Here is a 21,698-nt window from a genome sequence, read left to right as displayed (position 1 = left end):
AACGTGGCGTCCCGCATCGTGGGCACTTGGTCCGGACAGCGCCGGAAGCGGTGCGCGAGACGGCATGATGCCGGAATGTCGTTTCGATTCCGCTCGGTCACGTTCGCGGTGGCCGTGAGCTGTTCCCTCGGCCTGCTGGCGTGTGCACCGGTGGACGAAGGAAGTACCGCCGGTGCACCGCCGTCCGGATCGCTCACCGCCGGGCAGGGCTCCTGCGCCCCGGCCGGGCTGAAGACGCTGAAGCCGGGCTCGTTCACCTTCGGTACCGACGAACCCGTCTACCAGCCGTGGTTCTCCGGGAACCAGCCCGCCAACGGCAAGGGCTTCGAATCGGCCGTCGCCTACGCGGTCGCCGGTGCACTGGGCTACCAGCGCGATCAGGTGTCCTGGGTGCGGGTGCCGTTCAGCGCCGCGATCCAGCCGGGGGCGAAGACCTACGACGCCGACCTCAACGAGTTCTCCATCACCGACGAGCGGCGCAAGGCAGTGGACTTCTCCGCGCCCTACTACGAAGTGGCACAGGCCGTCGTCGCCACCAAGTCCTCGCCGGTCGCCGCAGCCACGACGCTCGCGCAGTTGCGCGGGGCGAAGCTCGGTGCGCAAGTCGGCACCACCAGTTACGACGCGACGCGGCAGACGATCGACCCGACCGAACAGATTTCCGTGTACAACAACAACGACGATGCGAAACAGGCGCTCGCGACCGGCCAGATCCAGGCGCTCGTGGTGGACCTGCCGACCGCCTTCGAGATCACCGGGGCCGCCCAGGTGCCGGATTCGGTGATCGTCGGCCAGCTGCCCGCCTCGGGCAAGCCGGAGCAGTTCGGCGCCGTGCTCGACAAGGACAGTCCGCTCACCGCCTGCGTTTCGGCGGCAGTGCAGAAGCTGCGCGGGGACGGCACGCTCGCGAAGCTGACCGACGAGTGGCTGGCCCGCGCCGGTCGTGCACCGGAGCTGAAATGACGAGCGATCTCCAGCGGGAACGGTTGGCCTACAAGCGTTCCCGTTCCCGGAGGTCGACCGCGGTCGCACTGTGTTCCACGCTGGTGTTCGCGCTGGTGGCGTGGTTCACCGTCACCTCGGCACCCGGCTGGCCACGGGTGCGGGACTCCTTCTTCGATCCGGGCTCGGCGCTGTCGTCGTTGCCGGACGTCCTGAGTGGACTGTGGCTGAACGTGCGGGTGCTGGTGGTGTGCGAGGTCGCGATCCTGCTGCTCGGGGTGGGCATCGCCGCACTGCGCACGCTGCGTGGTCCGGTGTGGTTCCCGTTGCGCGCGGTGGCGACCGGGTATGTGGACCTCTTCCGCGGCCTGCCGCTGATCATCTGCCTGTACCTGGTCGGGTTCGGCCTGCCGGGCCTGCGGCTCACCGGGATCCCGAACGATCCGGTGCTGCTCGGCGGCATCGCGCTGGTGCTGGTCTACGCGGCTTACGTCGCGGAGGTACTGCGGGCCGGTATCGACTCGGTGCACCCGTCCCAGCTCGCGGCGGCGCGCTCGATCGGGCTGACGCACGCCAAGACCATGCGGATCGTGGTGCTGCCACAGGCGGTGCGGCGGGTGCTGCCACCGTTGCTGAACGATTTCGTGGCGTTGCAGAAGGACTGCGGGCTGATCTCCGTGCTCGGCGCGGTGGACGCGGTGCGGGCCGCCCAGATCGACGTGGCCCGGTTCTACGATTTCACGCCGTACGTGGTGGCCGGTCTGCTGTTCGTGGTGCTCGCCGTGCCGTGCGCGCGGCTGGCCGATGCCGCGGGCCGCAGGCTGGCGACGCGGGAGGGCGCCCGATGAGTGAACCGGTGCTGCGGGTGTCCGGGCTGGTCAAACGGTACGGTCCGGACACCGTGCTGGACGGGATCGACCTCGAGGTCGCCGAGCACGAGGTGGTCGTGCTGATCGGCGCTTCGGGCTCCGGCAAGTCCACCCTGTTGCGGTGTGTGAACCTGCAGGAGGAGATCGACGACGGGCAGATCCTGCTGGAGGGCGAGGACGTGTCCGATCCGCGGGTGGACGCGGACCTCGTGCGGCGCCGGATGGGGGTCGTCTTCCAGGCGTTCAACCTGTTCCCGCACCTGTGCGTGCTGGACAACGTGGCCTTGGCGCCGCGCGTCGTGCACGGCCGCCCGCGGGAGGAGGCGGAGCGCACGGCACTCGCCCTGCTCGACCGGGTCGGTCTCGCGGACCGGGCGTCCGCCTACCCGGACCGGCTTTCCGGTGGCCAGCAACAGCGGGTCGCGATCGTGCGCGCGCTGGCGTATGACCCGCGGCTGCTGCTGCTCGACGAGATCACCAGCGCACTGGACCCGGAACTGGTCGGCGAGGTGCTCACCCTGGTCCGCGAACTGGCCGGGCAGGGCCGCACGATCCTGATGGCCACGCACGAGATGGGCTTCGCGCGCCGGATCGCCGATCGGGTCTGTTTCCTCGATGCGGGCAGACTCCTGGAATCCGGGCCGCCGGAGCAGCTGTTCACCGAGCCGGCACACGCGCGCACGCAGCAGTTCCTCGCGCGCATCGTCGCCGCCGGGCGGCTCTGACCCGGATATCAGGAAAAGTCTTGCGGGGCAGCCGAACCGCGGGGCGCGCGGGGTGGTTCGAGACGGGCCAGCCAGGCGGTGAGCAGGTCCTGCAGCCGGTCCGCCTCGGCCGCGGCCAGGTCGTTGAGCAACCGGCGTTCGTTGCGCATGTGGTCGGCGAACGCCTCGTCGATCAGGTCGCGTCCGGCCGGGGTGAGGGCGACGACCCGGCCGCGGCCGTCGCTGGCGCTGGGACGGCGGGCGAGCAGCCCCGCGCGTTCGAGCCGGTCCAGCCGCTTGGTCATGGCCCCGGTGGTGACCATGGTGAAGGACGCCAGTTCCCCCGGTGCACGTTCGAACGGATCACCCGCCCTGCGCAGCGCGGCCAGCACGTCGAACTCGCCTTCGCTGAGCCCGTGCCGGTGGTAGACGACGCAGAGCCGGTCGGTCAGCAGCGCGGCGACCCGGTGCAGGCGGCCGATGACGCCCTGCGGGGAGACGTCGAGGTCGGGGCGTTCCCTGGCCCATTCGGCCTGGATGCGGGCGACGTGGTCAAGCGGTTCGGTCACCCTTCCATAGTAGCTTCCTGGTAAGCTACTGTAGCTTCCATGGAAGCTACTTTGCGATGGAGCCTGATCACCGCCGTCGCGCCGATCGCGTGGGGGACGAACTACTTCGTCACCCATGAGCAGCTGCCGGAGGGGATCCCGCTGTGGGGCGCGGTCTTGCGGGCATTGCCTGCCGGGCTGTTGCTCCTGGCGGTGCGCAGACGGCGGCCACGCGGGTCGTGGTGGTGGAAGTCGCTGCTGCTCGGCGCGCTGAACACCAGCGCGTTCTTCACCCTGATCTACCTTGCCGCGCAACGGCTTCCGACGAGTATGGCGGCGATGGTGATGGCCACCTCGCCGGTGGTGCTGATGCTGCTGGCCTGGCCGGTGGTCGCGGAGCGGCCGAGCTTCGCGGCGCTGAGCGGTGCGGTGATCGGGATCGGCGGTGCGTGCCTGATGCTGCTGACCGCGACCGTACGGGTCGACGCGGTGGGGGTGCTGGCGTCGGTGAGCGCCATGGTGCTTTCCTCGCTGGGCTACCTCCTCTCGAAACGATGGGCGGGGCAGGTGGATGTCCTCGCCTCGACGTCCTGGCAGCTGATCGCGGGTGCGCTCATCCTGGTGCCGCCCGCATTCGTGTTCGAGGGCGCGCCGCCTGCGCTCGACGGTGCGGCGCTGGCCGGGTTCGGCTACGTCGCGGTGGTCGCGACCGCGGTGGCTTTCGGTGCGTGGTTCGGCGGGCTGGCGCATCTGCCCGCCGCCTCCGTCGGTCTGATCGGGCTGCTGAACCCGGTCACCGGGGTGCTGCTCGGCACGCTGCTGGCCGGTGACACCCTCGGCGGACGGCAGATCTGCGGCATCGCGGGGGTGCTGGCCGGTCTCCTGCTGGGACAGCCGGTTGCCACCCGGCTCGTGCGCCGGTTCACCGCGGTGCGGGCGGGAAGCTCGGCCCTGCGATGACGTTGCGGCCTGCGCCGTGGTGCGGTCCGGATGCTCGTCGTGGCCGCGCCACCATGGCGTAGGGTGGCGACGGGTAGGCGGATGCGCACCCTTCGGATGCGCGCAGTTCGGGAGCGCTTTTGTACTTGTCATGCCGATGTGCCGAGGTCGGGACTCTGTGCTCCCGGCCGCACCGGAGCCGCCGTCCCGGATCGCGGGAGTCGTTGTGGCGGCCCGCTGCCGGACGTAGCGTACGGCGTGAACGCCCCGCGAAATGACGCCGATCGTGCCGGGCACCGACTCTGCCGAGAGGCTGCCCTCAATGTCGTCCGGAGCGTCCTCGTCCGGGACTGCTGGGTCCGTTGTGGACGGAGCGCGGCGCGGCAGGTCCGCGGAGCTGGTGTCGGTCACCAAGGCCTACCGGGACGTGGTCGCGCTGGACGGGGTGAGCCTCGGCGTCGCGGCGGGGGAGTTCGTGGTGGTCGTCGGTCCCAGCGGCAGCGGCAAGACCACCGCGATGCGCGTGCTGGGCGGGTTCGAACAACCCGACCGCGGCCAGGTGCTGATCGGCGGGCAAGAGGTCACCCAGCTGCCCGCGCAGCACCGGGATGTCAACACCGTCTTCCAGAACTACGCGCTCTTCCCGCATCTGAGCGTTGCGGACAACATCGCCTACGGCCTCAGGATGCGCGGAGTCAAGGCAGCGCAGCGGCGTGCGGCGGTGTCCGATTTGCTGGACCTGGTCCGGTTGCCGGGGCTGGCCGGCCGTAGGCCCGCGCAGCTGTCCGGTGGCCAGCAGCAGCGGGTGGCGCTCGCGCGGGCGCTCGCCCGGCAGCCCGGGGTGCTGTTGCTCGACGAGCCGCTCGGCGCGCTGGACCGGAAGCTGCGCGACGAGGTGCAGACCGAACTGCGGCGGATCAACCGGGAGCTGGGCACCAGCTTCGTGCACATCACGCATGACCAGGACGAGGCGTTCGCGCTCGCCGACCGGATCGTGGTGCTCAACGAGGGCCGGGTCGAACAGCAGGGTGCCCCGGCCGAGGTCTACGACTTCCCCGCGACGCTGTGGACGGCCCGGTTCGTCGGCGCGCAGAACTTCGTGCCGGGCCGTGCGGAACGGGTCACCGGATCGTCGGTCACGGTGGCGGCCGACGTCGGGGAGTTCACCGCCGAGCAGGTGCACGGCCCGATCGAACCGGGTTCCGCGGTCGTGCTCGCCGTCCGGCCGGAACGCGTCACCCTCGAACCCGCCGGAGGACCCGCCGAGACGTCCGGCGCCGGGCCGCAGGCGCGGGTCACCGAAATCATCGCGGTGGGCCCGGACGAACGGATCACCGCGGAAACTCCGGGTGGCACGGTGTTCACCGCGTTGCGCGCCCGGCACGGCTCGCCCGCCCCGCTTGCGGCAGGCGATCCGGTCCGGGTGCGGTGGCCGCCCGCCGCCGCGCAGGTTTATCCCCGGCCGAGTGCCGAACTGTCGAACGGAGCGCCCCGATGATCCCCGCCGCCAGCCCCTCGTTGTCCCGCAGGCGGTTCCTCGGCGCCGCCGGCGGTGCTGCGCTGACCGGTCTGCTCGCCGCCTGCTCCTCCGGCAGCAGCACGAGCGCCGGATTGGCGATCTACAGCTGGGCGGACTACTTCGCGCAGGCGAACCTCGACGCTTTCGCGAAGTCGTCCGGTGTGACGCCGAAGATCACCACCTACGACTCGAACGACACGTTGTTCGCCAAGCTGAACAGTTCGGCGGGCAGCGGATTCGACCTCGTCGTGCCGTCCTCGGGGTGGATCCGGCAGTACGCGGACCGCGGGCTGATCCAGAAGATCGACCACGGCAGGCTGAACCTGTCCGCGCTCGACCCCGCGTTGCTCAACCGCGACTACGACCCCGGCAACCAGTACTCCATCCCCAAGGACTGGGGCGTCTACGGGGTGATCTACGATCCGGCGGCCGTCGGCGGGGAAATCCGTACCTGGCAGGACTTCCTGGAAGCCGCGCAGCGGCCCGCGGTGAAGGGCCGGGTCCGGCTCGGCGAGTCCGGCTGGGAAACGGTCGGCATTGCGCTGTGGGCGGACGGAAAGGACTGGAACACCACCGACCAGTCCGTGATCAAGGCGGCGGGCGACCGGCTCGCCGGCTGGGTGCCGAAGGTCAAGCCGCAGTTCTCCGGGTTCGACGTGGACCAGCTCGCAAGCGGTGCGGTCGTGCTCGCCGCACACAACCAGTCCGGTGCGCGGCGGGCGATCGCGCAGAACCCGAAGCTGAAGTGGGTCGTTCCCGGCCCGACGAGTGAACTGTGGGTCGACAGCTACGCGATCCCCAAGGACGCGCCGCATCTGGACACCGTGTACCAGTTCCTCTCCCGCCAGCTGACGCCCGAGGCGCAGGTGACCGACACCAAGTTCCTCGGGTACCCGACCGCGCTCGCCGGGCTGCGCGGGAAGCTGCCTGCCGGAACGGCCGACGCGGATCTCATCTTCGGCGGCGCGGGGGTGGACCTGACCAAGCTCACGACGTTCGTGGTCAACCCGGACACGATCACCGTGTACCAGGACATCCAGACGCAATTGCAGGCGCTCGCCTGAGATGTCGCGACGAGAAGTCCGCGGCCGGGGAAGTGCGGTCCTGCCCCATCTGCTCGCCGCGGCCCCCGGCGGGTGGCTGGCCGCGATGGCGGTGGCGCCGCTGCTGCTGACCGTCGTGCTTTCCTTCGGACATCCGGGTTTCGGCGAGGTGGTGCCCGGTTTCACCCTGGACAACTACGGCAGGGCGTTCAGCGGGCTCTACGCCGAGACGTTCGCCCGTACCGTCGGCACGGCGGTGCTGTGCAGCGCGATCAGCGTGCTGCTCGGCATGCCGGTGGCGTACTTCATCGCGCGCAAGGCGGGGCGGGCGACGAACTTCCTGCTGGCCGCGATCCTGCTGCCGTACTTCTCGAGCTTCCTCATCCGGGTGCTTTCCTGGCAGGTACTGCTTTCCGACGGTGGCCCGCTGGAGAAGGTGCTGCACGCGCTCGGGCTGCTGGACGGCCCGCTCGGGCTGCTCGGCACCCAGGGCGCGGTCGTGATCGGCATCGTCTACGGCTACCTGCCGATCGCGATCCTGCCGCAGTACCTCGTGTTCTCCCGGATCCACCCGTCGGTCACCGATGCCGCGGCGGATCTCGGCGCGGGTGCGTGGCGCAGGCTGCGCACCGTCGTGCTCCCGCTGGCCCGGCCGGGAATCGCCACCGCGGTGCTGCTGACCGCGGTGCCGATGCTGGGTGAGCTGGTGGTGCCCCGTCTGCTCGGTGGCGGCCGCGGCCTGCTGCTCGGCCAGCTGCTGCAGTCGCAGTACCTGCAGTCGCAGAACTACGCGCTCGGCTCGGCCGTCGCGGTGCTCGTCCTGGTGTCGGTCGCGGTGCTGGTCGCGCTGCTGCTGCGGCTCACCCGCGGCTTCGACGAGGACCGCCGATGACCGGATCCCGGCGGGCCCGGCTGGTGCTCGGCGCGGTCTGCGCGGCCGGGTTGGTGGTGCTGTACCTGCCGCTCGTGCTGACGGTGGTCTATTCGTTCAACGCAGGGGTCCAGGGCAAACAGTCCGCCCGTTTCACCGGCTGGACCCCGGATGGCTATTTCCGCGCGTGGGCCGACGATTCCCTGCGTTCCGCGGCCGGGACCGGGCTGGCGGTCGCCGCGGTGGTTGCGGTCGTCTCGGCGCTGCTGGGCAGCGCGCTCGGGTACTCGCTCGTCCGGCATCCCGCGGCGTGGGTCCGCCGGACGCTGTCCGGTCTGGTCTACCTGTTCCTGATCATCCCGGAAGTCGTGTTCGCCGTTTCGGTCCTGCAGTTCACGAGCCAGGCCGGGATTCCGCTCGGCTTCGGCACTCTCGTGGCCGCGCACACGCCGACCGCGATCAGCGTGGTCGCGTTGTTCGTCCGGACCCGAGTGCTGACCCTCGATCGCGAACTGGAGGACGCCGGACGTGATCTGGGCGCGTCGTCCGCGAGGGTGGCGTGGGACATCGTCGTTCCGCAGCTGCTGCCCGGAGTGCTGACCGGTGCGGTGCTCGCCTTCGTGTTCTCCTTCGACAACCTGGTGATCTCCACGTTCCTGACCACACCCGAGGTCGGCACCCTGCCCGTTTACCTGTACAGCAGCCTGAATTACGGGACCACGCCGGAGGTGTACGCCGCGACGACGGCGGTCCTGCTGATCACCGTCGCGGGGTTCGCGCTGGCCGGGCTGCTGCACCGGCTCTCGTCCCGCAGAGTCCGGCCTGCCGTACTGGAGGCATCATGAGCACCACCTGGCAACCCGATCGGTACGCGGCGCTGGCCGATGCGTTCGGCGGGCTGGTGCGCGCGGACCGGGCCGACACCGTGCTGGTGCACGCGGAGGCCACAGTCGCGCTGGAGGCGGTCGCCACAAGCCTCGCGGCACCGGGCACGACCGCGTTGAACCTCGTTTCGAGCCCGTACGGCACGCTTTTCGGCGATTGGCTCGCCCATGGCGGGACCACCGTCATCCCGGTGACGGCTGCGGACGGGCGCGCGATCGACGTGGCGGAGGTGCGCAGCGCGTTGCGAGCCGAGCCCGGGATCGGCGTGCTCGCGGTGGTGCACGCCGAGGTGATCACCGGGGTGGTCAACCCGATCGACGAGATCGTCGCGCTGGCACGGGAGCACGGCGCGATCGTGGTGACCGATGCGGTTGCCGCGGTCGGCGGGCTCGCGTTGAACCCGGACGTGGACATCACGGTGCTGAGCCCGCAGAAGGCACTGGGCGGTCTGCCCGGTCTGGCCGCGGTCACCGTCAGTCCGGCCGGCTGGGCAGCACTGGCGAAACGGGCGGACCCGCGGGCGCCGGAGTCGGTGCTGTCCCTCACCGGTCTGCGCCGCAGGTGGCTGGACACCGGCCGGGTGACGATCCCCGGTATACCGTCCACTTTGGATCTTTCCGCGGCCGAGGAGACCCTCGAGGCGGTGGCACGAGAAGGCGTGGACGCCCGGATCGCCCGGCACGTGCTGGCCCGCGACGCGGTTCGCGCCGGCATCCGGGCGTCGGGCTTGCGCCTCTGGGTGGCCGAGGACGCGCAGGCGAACAGCTTGGCGACGACGGTCGCGGTTCCCCCGGGAATCCCGGCGGAACGGCTTGCCGCACGAGCCGGTTCGCTCGGCGCACCCTGGACCGAGGGGATCGGGCGGACGCACGGCAAACTGCTCCGGCTGGACCACTACGGCGCCCGAGCCCGGTTCGACGCGGTGCTTGCCGGAGTGCTGGCGCTGGCCCGCGCCGCCGGCGAACTCGGCGTCGCCACCGACCCTGGTGCGGCAGCGGCCGCTGCCGCCGCCGCGTGGGCCGCCGGAGTGCTCTGACGGGTTCGTCGCGCCGAGGTCCGGTTTGCGCCGGGTTAGGGTGAGGCGATGGGGACGGGAGCCGAGGAACCGGTGGGCCGGCGTGCGCGCAATCCGCGCGGGCAGGGCGAACGGTTGCGCGCCGATACGGTCGCGGCCCTGGCGCGGTTGGTCTCCGATGACGAGCGGATGCGCCCGGTGTCGGTGTCGTTGCGGGAGCTCGCGCGGGAGGCGGGGGTGACCGCTCCCGCGATCTACCGGCATTTCTCCAGTGTCAACGAGGTTGCCTGGGCGGTCGCGCTGGACGGTTTCGCGCGGCTGCTCGCGGCGATGGACGAAGCGGCCGGCCAAGGCGGTTCGGGTGCGGAGCGGCTCATCGCGCAGGCACAGGCCTACGCCGCGTTCGCCGCGGAGCACCGCGGGCACTTCCGGTTGATGTTCCTGGTCGAGCCCGCCGTGTTCGAGGTTTCCGCGGAGGCCGCACCGCCGGCGCGGGAACTGGTCGAACGGTGGCGCCGGGCCGCGTCCGGACTGCGCGAGGACGGAATCGAGGTCGGCGACGTGGACGCGGCCGCGATGTATCTGTGGACCGCCGTGCACGGCCGGATCGCGTTGTCCCCGCTGATCAACTCGGTGTGGGAGCGGGGCGACATCCGTCGGTTCGTCGAGCTGATGGTGCACGAGATCGTCCTTGTCGGCGGGCGTTCCTAACCCTGTGCGGTAGTGGTTGACCGCACGCTCACGCGGTGTCGTATCGCTTGCGCTTGGTAAGTAAACGTTTGTAAAGTCATCGGTGCTGACGTTCATCGAGGAGGTGTGGGCCCGTGCAGGTGACCATCGACGAGGCCAGGTGTTGCGGTGCCGGACAGTGCGTGCTCGCCGCGCCGGAGGTCTTCGACCAGCGTGCGGAGGACGGTGTGGTGGTCCTGCTCGACGCAACCCCGCCCGACGGCGAATCCGCGGCCGTCCACGAGGCCGTTTCGCTGTGCCCGGCCGCCGTCATCGCCGTCGAAGACTGAGGAGCAGCGATGACCCGGACTGACGAAACCCCCGCCACGCCGTTGCCCGCACCGCGGGCGTGTCCGTACGCGCCGCCCGCGTTCTACACCGAGACCCGTGCATCCGGCAGTCCGCGCCGGGGCAGGTTGTGGGACGGCAGCGAACCGTGGCTGGTGGCCGGCTACGACCAGGTGCAGCAGGTGCTTCGCGATCCGCGGGTGGGCGCGGACGTCACCGAACCCGGCTTCCCGAACACGAGTGCCGCGCAACCGCAGGTCGAGGGCGGCATGTTCTTCCGCAAGGACGGCGACGAGCACATGCCGATCCGCCGCATCCTCAACCCGGACTTCACCGCCAAACGGGCGCAGGCGTGGCGGCCGCGGATCGAGGAGCTGGTCGACGAGGCGATCGAGGCGATGCTGGACCAGCCGCGGCCGCTGGACCTGGTGCGGCACTTCGCATTGCCGATCCCGACCGGGGCGATCTGCGAACTGCTCGGCGTCGACCTGGTGGACAGCCCGATCGTGACCCGTGCCGCGCATCTCGCCACGGACCTGGCGGCGCCGACCGAGGACAAGGTCGCCGCGATGCACGAGCTGAACGAAGTTCTCGCCCGGTATGCGAAGCAGAAACAGCAGCAGCCGGACGACCGGTTGCTCAGCCGGCTGGTCAACCGGCATCTGCCCAGTGGTGAACTGACCTTCGAGCAGGTCGTGCGCCTCGCCCAGCTGGTCATCGGCGCCGGGCACGAGACGACCGCGAACATGCTCAGCCTCGGCGTGCTGGCGCTGATCCGGGACGAGGAGCAGCGCGTCGAACTGCTGTCCGATCCGGACACCTACGCGGCGACGTGCGCGGAGGAAATGCTGCGGTACTGGACGATCGTGCAGACCGAGCCGCGCCGCTGCGCGCTGGCGGACCTCGAGGTGGGCGGCAGGCTGATCAAGGCGGGCGAGGGCATCATCTGCTCGCTGGCCGCGGCCAACCGGGATCCGGCGGTGTTCGCGGCGCCGGAGGAGCTGGACGTCACCCGTGCCGAGCGCCGGCACCTGGCCTTCGGGCACGGCGTGCACCAGTGCCTCGGCCAGAACCTCGCGCGGGTCGAGCTGCAGGCGGCGTTGCCGCGGCTGTTCCAGCGGCTGCCGGAGCTGCGGCTTGCGGTGCCGGAGGATCAGCTGCGTTTCCGCGACAGCCACATCGTGTACGGCCTGCACGAGCTTCCGGTGACCTGGTGACCGCGAAACTCGCCGGGCGCACGGTGCTCGTGGTGGGCGGTGGGCAGACCGCGGGGGAGACCACGGGCAACGGCCGCGCCGCCTGTCTGACCTACGCCCGCCATGGCGCACGCGTGCTGGTCGTCGACCGGGATCTCGGGTCCGCGGAGGAGACTGCGGCGCTGGTCCGCGATGCGGGTGGTGCGGTCCGCGCGCACCAGGCCGACATCACGTCCGAAGTGGACTGTCGGGGCATCCCGGAGGCGGCGCTCGCCGCGTTCGGCCGCATCGACGTGCTGCACAACAACGTCGGGTTCGTGCCCGCGGGGCGGACGGAGCGCCTGGCCGCCGAGCAATGGCGCACCGGGTTCGAGGTCAACCTCACCGGCATGTGGCTGACGTGCAAGTACGTACTGCCTCATCTGCGGGCCAACGGTGCGGGCGCGGTCGTGAACATCTCCTCGATGGCCGGCCTGATGGCTGGCGGCGAGGCGATCGCGTACGCGACTTCGAAGGCCGCCGTGCACTCGATGACCCGCTCGCTGGCCCTCGAGTACGCGCCGCACGGCGTGCGGGTCAACTGCGTGGCGCCCGGCATGGTGGACACCCCCATGGGCGTGGACACCGTCGCCCGCGCGACCGGCACCGGCCGGGACGAGGTGGCCGCGCAACGGGCCGCGATGATCCCGATGGGACGGCAGGGCACCGCCTGGGACGTCGCGAACGCCGCACTGTTCCTGGCCTCCGACGACGCCGCGTTCGTCACCGGCGTCGTACTGCCCGTCGACGGTGGCAGCACCCTCCGGAATGGACTGTCGTGAAAGGATCAGCCGATGACCGATGATCGGGAAAACGGCCTCCGCCTGGTCCGGGAAATGATCCCGGCAGCCGCGGCCGACGTGGAGAACGGCCTGCCGGACACTGCGTTCGGCGCAGCACTGGGCGAGCTCAGCCTGACGAACGTCTTCGGCAGACTGTGGACGCGAGAAGGCCTGGACCGACGATCCCGCAGCCTGGTCACGCTCGGCATCCTGATCGCACTGGGTGCCACCGAGGAGCTGAAGATCCACTTCGCCATCGCACGGCAGAACGGCCTCTCCCGAGAAGAACTGGAAGAAGTGATCTACCACGCGAGCGGCTACGCCGGCTTTCCCGCAGCCAACAAGGCCCGAATGACCGGCAGCGAAGTACTGGACAGCTGACCGGCTTCCCCTCGGCAGGAAAGCACCAGGCAGCAACAGCTTTACCTCCGGCGCGGGTGCGCGCGGCCATGCGAACCGGCCGCCCGGCCTGGTGTTCTGAGGCATGGCTGGGCAGAATCACCGCGCCTTGACGGAACGGGACGGGTGCGTCACTTTCGGGTGAATCCTGTCCGGTTCGGACTCGACTGAAGCGGTCGTCGCTACCACCTCTACTCGTTTCTCGGCGTACCAGAGGCACTGCCGAGGGTGACGATGGAGCGATGGGGTGGTCGGGTGTGGGTAGTCTTCGCACATGAGCCGCGCCCGGCAGACCGTCACGCTCACCGCCGATCTGGTCATCCTGACCATTCGGGACGGTGTGCTGAGCGTGCTGCTCGTGGAACGGGAGAACGAGCCGTTTCGAGGCCGGATGGCATTGCCCGGCGGATTCCTGCGCGGGGACGAGTCGCTGGAGCAGGCCGCGGCGCGGGAGCTGGCCGAGGAGACCGGTCTCGACGCCGGGGCGCTGCGGCTGCGGCAGGTGGGTGTCTACTCCGCACCGAACAGGGATCCCCGGCGTCCTCGAGTCGTGACGTGCGCCTACCTCGCGATCGCACCCGACCTGCCGGTGCCGGTCGCCGGGTCCGACGCGCGTGCCGCCAGGTGGGTGCCGGTCGCCGAGGTCGCCGATCCGGGGCTGGCCTTCGACCACGACTGCATCCTCGCCGATGCCGTCGACCTGGCGCGCACGCTGCTGCAGTTCAGCACGATCGCCACCGCCTTCTGCGGCCCCGAGTTCACCATCGGCGACCTGCGTGCGGTCTACGAGGCGGTGTGGGGGGTCGGTCTGGACAAGCCGAACTTCCACCGCAAGGTCACCGACGCCGACGGTTTCGTCGTGTCCACCGGTGGCAAGCGACCTTCGGCGACCGGCAGGCCCGCCGCTCTCTACCGTGCCGGATCCGCGACGGAGCTGGTCCCGCCGATGATGCGGTCACGCTTCGGCGCCTGAGATAGTTCTTGTCAAACTGACCATTGGCTTTGTGTTGCCACTTGTCTTGATTCACCGTTCATGTCATCATGACAATAAGCGTGGTCCTGCCAAGTTCACCGGCACGCCATGCCTGCTCTCGTCGCACGCCTCGTGGGCGTCCGTTCCCGAGGTCCCACAACCAAGGTGGAGTGAGAACCGGTGAATGTGATCATGACTGCGATTGATCTGGAGTACAACGCGGTGCTGGAGCATCTGGTCGATGTGCGAGCGCATCGGCATCCGTCCGGCACCGTGTTCGAAGTCGGCACGGTGGCGGGCCACCCAGGCCACCGTGTCGCGCTGGTGTCGACCGGCACGGGCACCACCGCGGCCGCGACGCTCACCGAGCGTGCGAACACCGAGTTCAACCCTGCTGCCATGGTGTTCGTCGGAATCGCGGGCGGGCTGCGGGAGTGGCTGAGGATCGGCGACGTCGTGGTGGCCACCAAGATCTATTCGTACCAGGGTGGCAAAAGCGAGGATGACGAGTTCCTGGTCCGCCCGTCCGCCTGGTCCGTCTCGCATCGTCTCGACCAGGAAGCCAGGAGGTTGCCGCGGGGCGACGCTTGGCGCTCGTTCCTGCCTGAACTGGCCGACGGCGACGCACCGGTCGTCCACTTCGAGGCTGTCGCGGTGGGCGACGTCGTGATCGACTCCCGCAGTTCCGAGCTGGTACGCAGACTGCGTGCCAACTACAACGATGCGGTGGCCGTCGAGATGGAGGGCTCCGGGTTTGCGCACGCCGCCCATCTTGGAGATCAGGTTCGCGCGGTGTCGGTGCGCGGCATCAGCGACAAGTCGGACGGCACCAAAGCCGCTTCGGACAGCGAAGGTGGGCAGCGGCTTGCGGCCCGCAATGCCGCGGCATTCGCCGTCGCCCTGATCACCGCGCTCGAACCCGACGACGGGCCCCCTGGTGACGAACAGCCGCAGGCGCCTTCGGCCGCGGTCGTCCAGAACAAGAACACTGCAAAGGACAACGCCCGCGTCGGTCAGCAGATCGGGGTCAATTTCGGCTCTGGGCGGCGGTTTCGGTGACCGAGGATGCGGCTGGCACGCACGTCGGCAACCAGAACGTCGCCTCCGACAACGCCCACGTCGACCAGCAGATCGGTGTGCAGTACGGGGACACCGTCTTCCATGAAGCGACCGTCTACACCGTGAGCGAGGACGACACTGCCGAACGCAAGCACGATGTCGCACTCTCCTATCTCACCGGTGGTGTCCCGCGGCGTGCCGAAAACCTGTTCGGCGCGCTTGTCTTCAACGGCAACCCGTCGACGGAACGTGCCTACTACTACGTGCTCTCGGTGCTCAGCGAGCGTGGCTTCGGAGACCTCGCTGCGGCACAGGCAACCGGCATCCGCGATGCCGGCAAGGTTTCCGAGTCGTTGCCGGAAGACGAGTGGACGCGGGCGCACGACGTCGTCCGGAGACTTCTCGACCAGGTCCGGTCGAACAGTGGTGACGTCTCGTTCACGGCGGTGGCCGCCTTCGGCGATCTGCCCGCAGAACGGCAGGACGAGATCAGCAGGCATCTTTCGCTGCTCGTGAGTGGGGTGGTCGAGCAGCAGTTGGATGCGGAGCGCAAGAACAAGGTTGGAGCGGAGCGCTTCTCCGCGGACCGCGTGGGACGAGCATGGAAGTTCTTCGAGCCCGAACCGGCAGCGCCTGCCAGGTACCGGCCGCAGACCTTCCTTCCCGACCTCGCCGAACGCAGGCCAGCGGTCGTCGGCGGGATTGTCGCTGTGCTGGCGTTCGCGGGGTTGTTCTTCGGTTCGCTGACATTCTCCTTCTGGGGCGGGCTGTTGCTGCTGGTGGCGGGTTGCTCCGTGCTGGTCCGGCACGGCGTCGAGCATGCCGCGCAGCTGCTGCACGCGGCGCTCCGAAGCAACGCCCCGGTACCGGAAGACGGGCAGCGCAGGCCGACGGCGATCGACAATCTCGTCGAGCGCTGTTTCCGCGAGGCTCGTCCCGAGGAGGCCGAGAACTGGCCGCAGTTCACCGCGGGGTACTGCGCGGGTCTCAAGCGGCGGTTCAACGCCCAGTTCGGGTACAGCACGCAGCCTGTCCGGCAGATCAAGTGGCTGGTCGATTGGCATGCACGCCGGGTCGCCCGGCAATGGCAGAGCGCCTACTTCCAGGGTCAATCGGCGCTTGCCGCCCCACGGGGCACCCGTCGCTGGCAGGCCCTCGGTTTTCTGGTGACCGTGGCCGGTCTGGCGCTCCTGCTCGTTGCGCTGCGCTGGCAGGTCGTGCCGCTCGTGGTGGGCGGCTGGTTCGCGTTGCCCACGGTGGTGGAGGTCTTCGGGATTCGCCGCGCCGCCCGATTCCAGCTGGCCGAGGCGGAAGCACTGTTGATCGAGGAGACGGCGGAGTACCACCGGTGGCGGGCGGAACTCGCCGACCGTCCGATGGACGGCGAGATGGCCCGCTGGCTGGCCCTGGACAAGGCACACCTCAAGGCCGAAGCGCTGCGCGCAGGCAATATCGCCGAACAAGACCTCGTGTCCCATGTGGTCATCAACCAGCTGGCGCCGTTCTCCCGGCGCGGGGTGGTTCTGCACGGGCCCCCGCGCTACACGGCGTACCTGGTCACGGTCATCCTGCTCACCCGGCACGGCGTCCGGTCCTCGAGGGTGTACCTGGACTTCACCACCGGCGAGGTGAAGAACGAGAACTGGCAGGTCTTCGGATACGACCGGATCGCGTCGGCGTCGTTCAGCGTGGCCGAGAAGACGTCCAAGAAGCGGGCTGACCGGCCGGTGCGCAACCGCCATTTCCGGCTCCGGCTGCTGGACGGCGCGGAGATCCTCAGCATCAGCGAACGCCTGGACTCGGTGAACGACGCGGAAGTCGACGATGCTGAACTGGAAGGTCTCGTCGCGGAGACCTCCGGGATGGACGCAGCTCTTCCCGTACTGGAAGCGGTGGCGCACCAGGGTCGAGACTGGATCGAGTTCGAAACCGGACGCCGGAAGCTGTGGTCAAGTGTCTGGTCGGACTGACCTGTGCTCCGTCCGGGTGCCGGCCGGACGCGGTAACCCCGCCGGCACCCGGCAGGCGTTCCCCTCGGCCACCCGGCATCGATCCGGGAGAAACGACGACCGGCCGCCGAGGGAGGCGCACGCCGGCGGGACTGCGCCGGGAGAACCGGCCAGGGATATCCGATTGGCGGAACACGATGCCCTCAAGAACGAGCAGACGTCGCGGATCACGCGGCGGGGCCGGCGGATGTACGCGGTACTCGCGGCACTCGCCACGACGGTGGCGCTGGTGCTCCGGCCCGGCGGGGGAACCGACTTGCTCTTGCTGTTGCCGTCGGCTTGCTGTTCGGCCCGTTCCTCGTCCTGCTCGTGGTGGTCTTCGTCGTCCCCACCGCGTACTCCCTCTACCTGAGCTTCTTTTCCCAGTCGCATTCCGTGCTGGGGTTCGGCAACGGTGTGACGTCGTTCGCCGGACTGCGCAACTACGCGGTGGTGCTGTCCGATCCCAGCTTCCTCAGCGGCACCGGGATCACCCTGCTGTACGCGGTCCTGTTCATCGCGGCGGTGATCGTGGGAGCGCTGGTCCTGGCGCTGCTGTTCGATTCCGGAGCCGTCCGGATGCGCCGGTTCATGCAGACGGTGCTGTTCGTGCCGCACGCCGTTCCCGGCATCATCGGCGGCGTCATCTGGCTCTACCTTTACACACCCGGCATTTCGCCGGTGGTCAAGGCGCTGGACAAGGCGTCGATCACGGTGAACTTCCGCGGACTCGACCTGGTGATGCCGTCGCTGGTCAACATCGCGCTGTGGTAGGGACTCGGTTACACCACGGTCATCTTCTTCGCCGCACTGCGGGCGGTGCCAAGGGAAACGATCGAGGCCGCGGCCGTCGACAGTGCCGGACCGATGCGCACGGCAGTCACGATCAAGGTCCCGCTGATCCGCCGGACGGTCGTCACGGTGGTCCTGTTCACCATGATCGGCGCGTTGCAGCTGTTTACCGAACCCATGCTGCTGAGTCAGGTCACGCCGCTGATCCGGCCCCGTTTCACACCCAACATGTACATCTTCGATGCCGCGTTCGTCCGCAACAACCACAGCCTGGCCTCGGCCGCCTCGGTGCTGCTGCTGATCGTGTGCTGTGCCTTGTCGTTCCTCGTGACCCGAGGTGCCGCACGTGGCTCCCGACCGGAAGGGGACGCAGCATGACACAGATCGTCACCCGCGGTCCGCGGCACTCCCGCTCGTCCGCTGCACCGTCGCAGGCGCCCCGTGCCCGGATCCGCCGTCGCTGGGCGGCGCCGGTGTTCGCGAATGTTGTGACCGGGATCAGTGTGCTTTATGCGCTGCTGCCGCTGTTGTGGCTGCTGCTGGCGTCCGGAGTGGACGCCGAAGCCCTGTTCTCCTCGGACTTCTTCAGCCTCAAGCACTTCGCGTTCTTCGACAACATCGGTGCCCTGCTCAGCGCGGACGACGGTGGCTGCCTGAAGCGGTACGGCAACAGCCCGCTGTACGCGGTCGCCGGTGCGACAGTGGGCGCGCTGCTGAGCACTGCGGCGGGCTACGTCTTCGAGAAGTACGAGTTCACCGGCAAGGGCGCACTGTTCACGCTGGTGCTGGTCTCGGTGATGGTGCCGGCGACCGTGCTGGCCCTGCCGTTGTACCTGCTGGCCGCCGGGCTCGGCGTGGCCAACACGGTGTGGTCGGTGCTCGTGCCGTCGCTGTTCAACCCGTTCGGCGTGTACCTCGCCCGGGTGTTCGCGGCGGGCTACGTCCCGGACGAGGTCCTGGAGGCGGCGCGGGTGGACGGTGCCACCGAACTGCGCGGGTTCTTCGCGGTCGGATTGCGGATGCTGACCCCGGCGTACGTCACCATTTTCCTGTTCCAGCTCACGACGATCTGGAACAACTTCTTCCTGCCGCTGGTGATGCTGTCCGACGATTCGCTGTATCCGCTGAGTCTCGGCCTCTACAGCTGGAACGCGCTCGCGCCCATCGATCCGGACTACTACCCGTTGGTGGTGCTCGGGTCGCTGCTCGCCCTGCTGCCGCTGGTGCTCGCGTTCCTGCTGCTGCAGCGGTACTGGCGATCCGGCCTGACCGCGGGGAGCGTCACATAGCCTGCCGGACACCGGGCCGGGGCGGAACTCCGGAACTCCGGCACAACGGCAGCCCGTGCGCGCGAAAATGCGCGATCCCGGCGTTGCGCTCGCCCGGATCGCGGGGGTTGGTTATCGTGTCGGGCACGCCGGGTGGGACCGACGCAGACCTGGGCCAGGAGGCCGGTCCCACCCGTGCCGACGGCGCGCGGCGCCGGAGTACGCCCGGGGCGCGGATCAGGAGTGTGCAGCTCTATCCGCGCTCCGGGTCGAGGTCATGACGCTGACGCGTACCGTCGGACTCCGTGCCTCGGCCGGCGTTCCGCACACACAGCGGGCGGCCTCGGCAGGAGAATCAGTTGCCCTGGGCGCTACCGCCGTCCACCACGCCACCAGAGGCGCAGTTGTACGGAGACTCGCCGGACGCCTCGTTCTCACCCGGGGACAGGATCGGCACGCCGATGCCGTTCAGCGCGTTGCGGACCGGGACCTGCACACCGAGCACGTTGATGTCGTTGCCGCACGCGCCGACCGTGGCGTTGACGTTGTGCAGCACGTCGATGTTGTTCAGGTTCACCAGTCCGACCTGGCCCTTGCCCCCGTCACCGTGGTGGCCGTGGTGGCCGTCCTGCGTGTCGGCTGCGGCAATGCCGCCGAACAGGAACGCGCCTGCCGCCATGGTGGCGGTGACGATACCGATCTTCTTCAACATGCTGACTCCTCTGGGACTTCGGCGATCGCCCTTGACGATCATCGACTCTGACGATTGCGTACGCGGTTTCGGCAATGCAGGTGTGTACTCCGAACCGTGTGAGGAAAAACGTACCGACGCTCCGGTGTTATTTCCACCTGATGCCACTATTGTGTCCGCATGTGATCCGCTGACCGGCCGGATGGGCCACTTTCGGGGTAACCGATGAGGTCGTGCGCTTGTTTTCTCCACGGTGGCCGGGAATGTGTTTTCCGGCGTTGCGGGAAAGGGGAAGTTTCCGGGCGCGCGAAATAACCCTGCGTCGCCAATGTGGCGATGCAGAGTTTTTCCGGGGATCCGACGGTCAGTCCGGCCAGGCCTCCGCTTCCGCTGCGAGAGCCGTGGCTACGTCCAGCGTGCTCGAGCGCACCTGCGAGGCCAGCGATCCCAGCTGTGGCCGGAGCAGCAGCCAGCCGGTGACGTCCCGATCGGTGTACCGCGGTTCCTCGTCATCGCCGATGCCCAGTGCGGCAAAGTATTGGCGCGCGGCCCAGGTTTCGGGCGCCCACGCCCGCGCCCACCGCACCACGATCCGCGCGAGGTCGTTCTGCGCGTCGGACGGATGGATGAGCCGGTCGCCGGTGATGGCCACCAGGCTCGCGGTGTAGGTGACGCCAGGGGCGCCGATCATGAGATGACTGTCCATTCCTCCCCCGAGCCCACCGAGTCCACCGGGGTGGACGAGAAGTGTCTACGCCAACGCGAAGAAGCGGAGGCCTGATGAGGAAGGACAGCCGACGGCGGGCGCACCGCGAGGGCACGTCCTTCCACGGCTGCTGGCTGAACCGGCACCCATGATACGGATTCCCCGGAAGCAGCGGTATCCGGTCTGGTGCACCGGGAATCTGCGGGCGAAGCGGGCGGGTGGCGCGGCCGGGCCGTTTCCGGCCCGGAGGACCGGGCGATACCCCCGGTATCGATTGAAGGCGCAACCGCGAAATGCGAAAACAGCTGACGCGGGCAGCGAACGGTGGTGAATCCGGTGAAGAGCACCGGATGCGGACAGTAAACCGAAACCACACAGTCTCCCTCATGGAGAACGCCCCGGCGACGTTTCTCACCGCCTGGGCGCCCTCCACCACTGCGAATGCGATCTTCCCGGCACCTTCGTTGTCAGGTCCCCGGCACCGGGAGCGATCCGGCGGCGAACCCGGATCCGAGGTCACTTCCCAGTGCCCGCAACAATAGCGACCGACCGGATACGCAGGCAGCAGCTACCCGGAAAAACCTTCCGACGAGTGTCTTTTTCACCGGAGGAAAACTGCGCTGATTACCCAGCATCACGAAGCAGAAACCCCACGATCGAGTGGTTTCTTGTCACCCGACGTACCCGCCGAAGCTCCACGGTGAGTGCGATGTGTCGGGAGTGGCACCGCCTTGGACCAGGCTTGACCTGCACCGATGGACGACTCCGGATGCGCAGAGTGACCAATGGGTGGATCCGGCTGGATCCCCGTTCACGCGAATGCCAGATTGCCGGGAATAATGGAGTAATACCGTATGCAGCGGGATACCCGTGTCCGGCCCAGGTCGGCCGGCGGTTTTTGCCCGAGCCGTCGCAGGGTGATTCAACCGGACTTCGTGAAAGGGAAATTCGCAATTACCAACCGGCCCACAGCTGCGCGACGACGACCACAACAGCGACGGTGACCGCGACCGCGACAGTCACGGCCGCCGCGACACGCTCCGCGCAGAAGAGGATCAGTCACAGCACCGGCTGAACTCGCCGCCCGGCACCAAACACCGCCCACGCCGGAGTCCGAGGTCGCTGGGGCGCCGGTCGTGGCTGGCTGCGGGGGCCGTGCCGGGATGGCCAGCTCGTCTGCCGCTCGCCGTGCAGCATGCGCGCGCCGCCGATTCCGGCGAATGCGGCCGAGTCCTCCTGGCCGGTGCGGATTGCCGCCGGAGGAAACCGATCGGCCGCCGTCCAGCGGTACGCGGGAAAGGTAATGCCATCTGGAAGATCCGTTGGTGTGGTTGGCAAAACCGTTGCCACGCCAGGGTGACGGCGAGGTGCCTGCAGTTCGCCGGATCGGGCCGGGCAAGGGGTGCGCGGCGCCACGTCGCCGGACGGGGCCTACCTCCGGTACTTCGCCGCG

General features: G+C 69.0%; 23 protein-coding genes. 20 read left to right on the top strand and 3 right to left on the bottom strand.

The genetic code is table 11. The features are described 5' to 3' along the window. Nucleotides 1-75: 75 nt before the first annotated feature. From ABD793_RS16055 to ABD793_RS16045, 3 genes are read left to right on the top strand one after another with little or no spacing between them, the layout of a single operon-like run. Complete coding sequence (locus ABD793_RS16055; RefSeq protein ID WP_344860562.1) at nucleotides 76-963, top strand: ABC transporter substrate-binding protein; 888 nt, start codon at nucleotides 76-78, stop codon at nucleotides 961-963. Next, nucleotides 960-1,790 carry an amino acid ABC transporter permease gene (locus tag ABD793_RS16050; RefSeq protein WP_344860559.1) on the top strand — a complete coding sequence of 277 codons (831 nt, stop codon included), beginning with the start codon at nucleotides 960-962 and terminating at the stop codon, nucleotides 1,788-1,790. Before ABD793_RS16055 ends, ABD793_RS16050 begins: the two co-directional genes overlap by 4 nt. Further along, nucleotides 1,787-2,536 (top strand): amino acid ABC transporter ATP-binding protein, encoded by a 750-nt coding sequence (locus tag ABD793_RS16045; RefSeq protein ID WP_344860558.1) that lies wholly within the window; start codon nucleotides 1,787-1,789, stop codon nucleotides 2,534-2,536. Before ABD793_RS16050 ends, ABD793_RS16045 begins: the two co-directional genes overlap by 4 nt. An 8-nt stretch (nucleotides 2,537-2,544) precedes the next feature. On the opposite strand, the gene ABD793_RS16040 is transcribed toward ABD793_RS16045, so the two are convergent. Next, nucleotides 2,545-3,084: a MarR family winged helix-turn-helix transcriptional regulator gene (locus ABD793_RS16040; RefSeq protein WP_344860556.1), complete on the bottom strand. Its 540-nt coding sequence runs from the start codon at nucleotides 3,082-3,084 to the stop codon at nucleotides 2,545-2,547. Nucleotides 3,085-3,123: 39 nt separating this feature from the next. Between ABD793_RS16040 and ABD793_RS16035 the strand changes: the two genes are divergently transcribed. From ABD793_RS16035 to ABD793_RS15955, 17 genes are all read left to right on the top strand, one after another. Next, the gene (locus tag ABD793_RS16035) at nucleotides 3,124-4,023 is read left to right on the top strand and encodes a DMT family transporter (protein ID WP_344860554.1); all 900 of its coding nucleotides are present in this window, start codon (nucleotides 3,124-3,126) and stop codon (nucleotides 4,021-4,023) included. Nucleotides 4,024-4,324: 301 nt separating this feature from the next. Further along, complete coding sequence (locus ABD793_RS16030) at nucleotides 4,325-5,500, top strand: ABC transporter ATP-binding protein (RefSeq protein WP_344860552.1); 1,176 nt, start codon at nucleotides 4,325-4,327, stop codon at nucleotides 5,498-5,500. Continuing rightward, a complete protein-coding gene (locus tag ABD793_RS16025; protein WP_344860550.1) occupies nucleotides 5,497-6,585 on the top strand; it encodes a polyamine ABC transporter substrate-binding protein in 1,089 nt (362 codons plus the stop codon). The genes ABD793_RS16030 and ABD793_RS16025 overlap by 4 nt, the downstream gene beginning before the upstream one ends. Nucleotide 6,586: 1 nt before the next feature. Next, nucleotides 6,587-7,456, top strand: coding sequence for an ABC transporter permease (locus ABD793_RS16020; protein WP_344860548.1), 870 nt, complete (start codon nucleotides 6,587-6,589; stop codon nucleotides 7,454-7,456). Further along, nucleotides 7,453-8,280: an ABC transporter permease gene (locus ABD793_RS16015; protein WP_344860546.1), complete on the top strand. Its 828-nt coding sequence runs from the start codon at nucleotides 7,453-7,455 to the stop codon at nucleotides 8,278-8,280. Before ABD793_RS16020 ends, ABD793_RS16015 begins: the two co-directional genes overlap by 4 nt. Continuing rightward, nucleotides 8,277-9,356 (top strand): pyridoxal-phosphate-dependent aminotransferase family protein, encoded by a 1,080-nt coding sequence (locus tag ABD793_RS16010; RefSeq protein ID WP_344860544.1) that lies wholly within the window; start codon nucleotides 8,277-8,279, stop codon nucleotides 9,354-9,356. The genes ABD793_RS16015 and ABD793_RS16010 overlap by 4 nt, the downstream gene beginning before the upstream one ends. A gap of 48 nt (nucleotides 9,357-9,404) precedes the next feature. Continuing rightward, complete coding sequence (locus tag ABD793_RS16005; RefSeq protein WP_344860542.1) at nucleotides 9,405-10,046, top strand: TetR/AcrR family transcriptional regulator; 642 nt, start codon at nucleotides 9,405-9,407, stop codon at nucleotides 10,044-10,046. 113 nt (nucleotides 10,047-10,159) lie between these two features. After that, nucleotides 10,160-10,354 carry a ferredoxin gene (locus ABD793_RS16000; protein ID WP_344860540.1) on the top strand — a complete coding sequence of 65 codons (195 nt, stop codon included), beginning with the start codon at nucleotides 10,160-10,162 and terminating at the stop codon, nucleotides 10,352-10,354. Between the two features lie 9 nt (nucleotides 10,355-10,363). Next, complete coding sequence (locus ABD793_RS15995) at nucleotides 10,364-11,569, top strand: cytochrome P450 (protein WP_344860538.1); 1,206 nt, start codon at nucleotides 10,364-10,366, stop codon at nucleotides 11,567-11,569. Further along, entirely contained in the window at nucleotides 11,566-12,369 is an 804-nt protein-coding gene (locus ABD793_RS15990; protein ID WP_344860536.1) for an SDR family NAD(P)-dependent oxidoreductase, read from the top strand. Before ABD793_RS15995 ends, ABD793_RS15990 begins: the two co-directional genes overlap by 4 nt. 12 nt (nucleotides 12,370-12,381) lie before the next feature. Continuing rightward, complete coding sequence (locus ABD793_RS15985; RefSeq protein ID WP_344860534.1) at nucleotides 12,382-12,750, top strand: carboxymuconolactone decarboxylase family protein; 369 nt, start codon at nucleotides 12,382-12,384, stop codon at nucleotides 12,748-12,750. Between the two features lie 292 nt (nucleotides 12,751-13,042). Continuing rightward, on the top strand, nucleotides 13,043-13,741 hold the full coding sequence (locus ABD793_RS15980; RefSeq protein ID WP_344860532.1) for an NUDIX hydrolase: 699 nt from the start codon (nucleotides 13,043-13,045) through the stop codon (nucleotides 13,739-13,741). Nucleotides 13,742-13,921: 180 nt separating this feature from the next. Beyond that, a complete protein-coding gene (locus ABD793_RS15975; RefSeq protein ID WP_344860530.1) occupies nucleotides 13,922-14,800 on the top strand; it encodes a 5'-methylthioadenosine/S-adenosylhomocysteine nucleosidase in 879 nt (292 codons plus the stop codon). Further along, nucleotides 14,797-16,770, top strand: a complete 1,974-nt coding sequence (locus tag ABD793_RS15970; RefSeq protein WP_344860528.1) for a hypothetical protein — start codon at nucleotides 14,797-14,799, stop codon at nucleotides 16,768-16,770. The genes ABD793_RS15975 and ABD793_RS15970 overlap by 4 nt, the downstream gene beginning before the upstream one ends. A 318-nt stretch (nucleotides 16,771-17,088) precedes the next feature. Continuing rightward, on the top strand, nucleotides 17,089-17,562 hold the full coding sequence (locus ABD793_RS15965; RefSeq protein WP_344860526.1) for a carbohydrate ABC transporter permease: 474 nt from the start codon (nucleotides 17,089-17,091) through the stop codon (nucleotides 17,560-17,562). Between the two features lie 60 nt (nucleotides 17,563-17,622). Then, entirely contained in the window at nucleotides 17,623-17,958 is a 336-nt protein-coding gene (locus ABD793_RS15960; protein ID WP_344861045.1) for a carbohydrate ABC transporter permease, read from the top strand. Beyond that, nucleotides 17,955-18,869: a carbohydrate ABC transporter permease gene (locus ABD793_RS15955; protein WP_344860524.1), complete on the top strand. Its 915-nt coding sequence runs from the start codon at nucleotides 17,955-17,957 to the stop codon at nucleotides 18,867-18,869. The genes ABD793_RS15960 and ABD793_RS15955 overlap by 4 nt, the downstream gene beginning before the upstream one ends. Nucleotides 18,870-19,203: 334 nt before the next feature. Here ABD793_RS15955 and ABD793_RS15950 read toward each other — a convergent pair whose 3' ends face one another. Both ABD793_RS15950 and ABD793_RS15945 read right to left on the bottom strand, forming a co-directional pair. Then, the gene (locus ABD793_RS15950) at nucleotides 19,204-19,560 is read right to left on the bottom strand and encodes a hypothetical protein (protein WP_344860522.1); all 357 of its coding nucleotides are present in this window, start codon (nucleotides 19,558-19,560) and stop codon (nucleotides 19,204-19,206) included. 343 nt (nucleotides 19,561-19,903) lie between these two features. After that, the gene (locus tag ABD793_RS15945; protein WP_344860519.1) at nucleotides 19,904-20,230 is read right to left on the bottom strand and encodes a hypothetical protein; all 327 of its coding nucleotides are present in this window, start codon (nucleotides 20,228-20,230) and stop codon (nucleotides 19,904-19,906) included. Between the last annotated feature and the right edge of the window lie 1,468 nt (nucleotides 20,231-21,698).

This window comes from Amycolatopsis ultiminotia (assembly GCF_039536925.1).
GTDB classification, from domain to species: domain Bacteria; phylum Actinomycetota; class Actinomycetes; order Mycobacteriales; family Pseudonocardiaceae; genus Amycolatopsis; species Amycolatopsis ultiminotia.
The sequence above is the reverse complement of the archived record's forward strand: the minus strand, read 5'-3'. Positions and strand labels throughout refer to the sequence as shown.

What these genes read in the sequence shown, in the direction of transcription:
- ABD793_RS16055 (WP_344860562.1), top strand. Translation starts at nt 76, where the DNA reads ATGTCGTTTCGATTCCGCTCGGTCACGTTCGCGGTGGCCGTGAGCTGT.
- ABD793_RS16050 (WP_344860559.1), top strand. Translation starts at nt 960, where the DNA reads ATGACGAGCGATCTCCAGCGGGAACGGTTGGCCTACAAGCGTTCCCGT.
- ABD793_RS16045 (WP_344860558.1), top strand. Translation starts at nt 1,787, where the DNA reads ATGAGTGAACCGGTGCTGCGGGTGTCCGGGCTGGTCAAACGGTACGGT.
- ABD793_RS16035 (WP_344860554.1), top strand. Translation starts at nt 3,124, where the DNA reads ATGGAAGCTACTTTGCGATGGAGCCTGATCACCGCCGTCGCGCCGATC.
- ABD793_RS16030 (WP_344860552.1), top strand. Translation starts at nt 4,325, where the DNA reads ATGTCGTCCGGAGCGTCCTCGTCCGGGACTGCTGGGTCCGTTGTGGAC.
- ABD793_RS16025 (WP_344860550.1), top strand. Translation starts at nt 5,497, where the DNA reads ATGATCCCCGCCGCCAGCCCCTCGTTGTCCCGCAGGCGGTTCCTCGGC.
- ABD793_RS16020 (WP_344860548.1), top strand. Translation starts at nt 6,587, where the DNA reads ATGTCGCGACGAGAAGTCCGCGGCCGGGGAAGTGCGGTCCTGCCCCAT.
- ABD793_RS16015 (WP_344860546.1), top strand. Translation starts at nt 7,453, where the DNA reads ATGACCGGATCCCGGCGGGCCCGGCTGGTGCTCGGCGCGGTCTGCGCG.
- ABD793_RS16010 (WP_344860544.1), top strand. Translation starts at nt 8,277, where the DNA reads ATGAGCACCACCTGGCAACCCGATCGGTACGCGGCGCTGGCCGATGCG.
- ABD793_RS16005 (WP_344860542.1), top strand. Translation starts at nt 9,405, where the DNA reads ATGGGGACGGGAGCCGAGGAACCGGTGGGCCGGCGTGCGCGCAATCCG.
- ABD793_RS15995 (WP_344860538.1), top strand. Translation starts at nt 10,364, where the DNA reads ATGACCCGGACTGACGAAACCCCCGCCACGCCGTTGCCCGCACCGCGG.
- ABD793_RS15985 (WP_344860534.1), top strand. Translation starts at nt 12,382, where the DNA reads ATGACCGATGATCGGGAAAACGGCCTCCGCCTGGTCCGGGAAATGATC.
- ABD793_RS15980 (WP_344860532.1), top strand. Translation starts at nt 13,043, where the DNA reads ATGAGCCGCGCCCGGCAGACCGTCACGCTCACCGCCGATCTGGTCATC.
- ABD793_RS15955 (WP_344860524.1), top strand. Translation starts at nt 17,955, where the DNA reads ATGACACAGATCGTCACCCGCGGTCCGCGGCACTCCCGCTCGTCCGCT.
- ABD793_RS15950 (WP_344860522.1), bottom strand. Translation starts at nt 19,560, where the DNA reads ATGTTGAAGAAGATCGGTATCGTCACCGCCACCATGGCGGCAGGCGCG.
- ABD793_RS15945 (WP_344860519.1), bottom strand. Translation starts at nt 20,230, where the DNA reads ATGATCGGCGCCCCTGGCGTCACCTACACCGCGAGCCTGGTGGCCATC.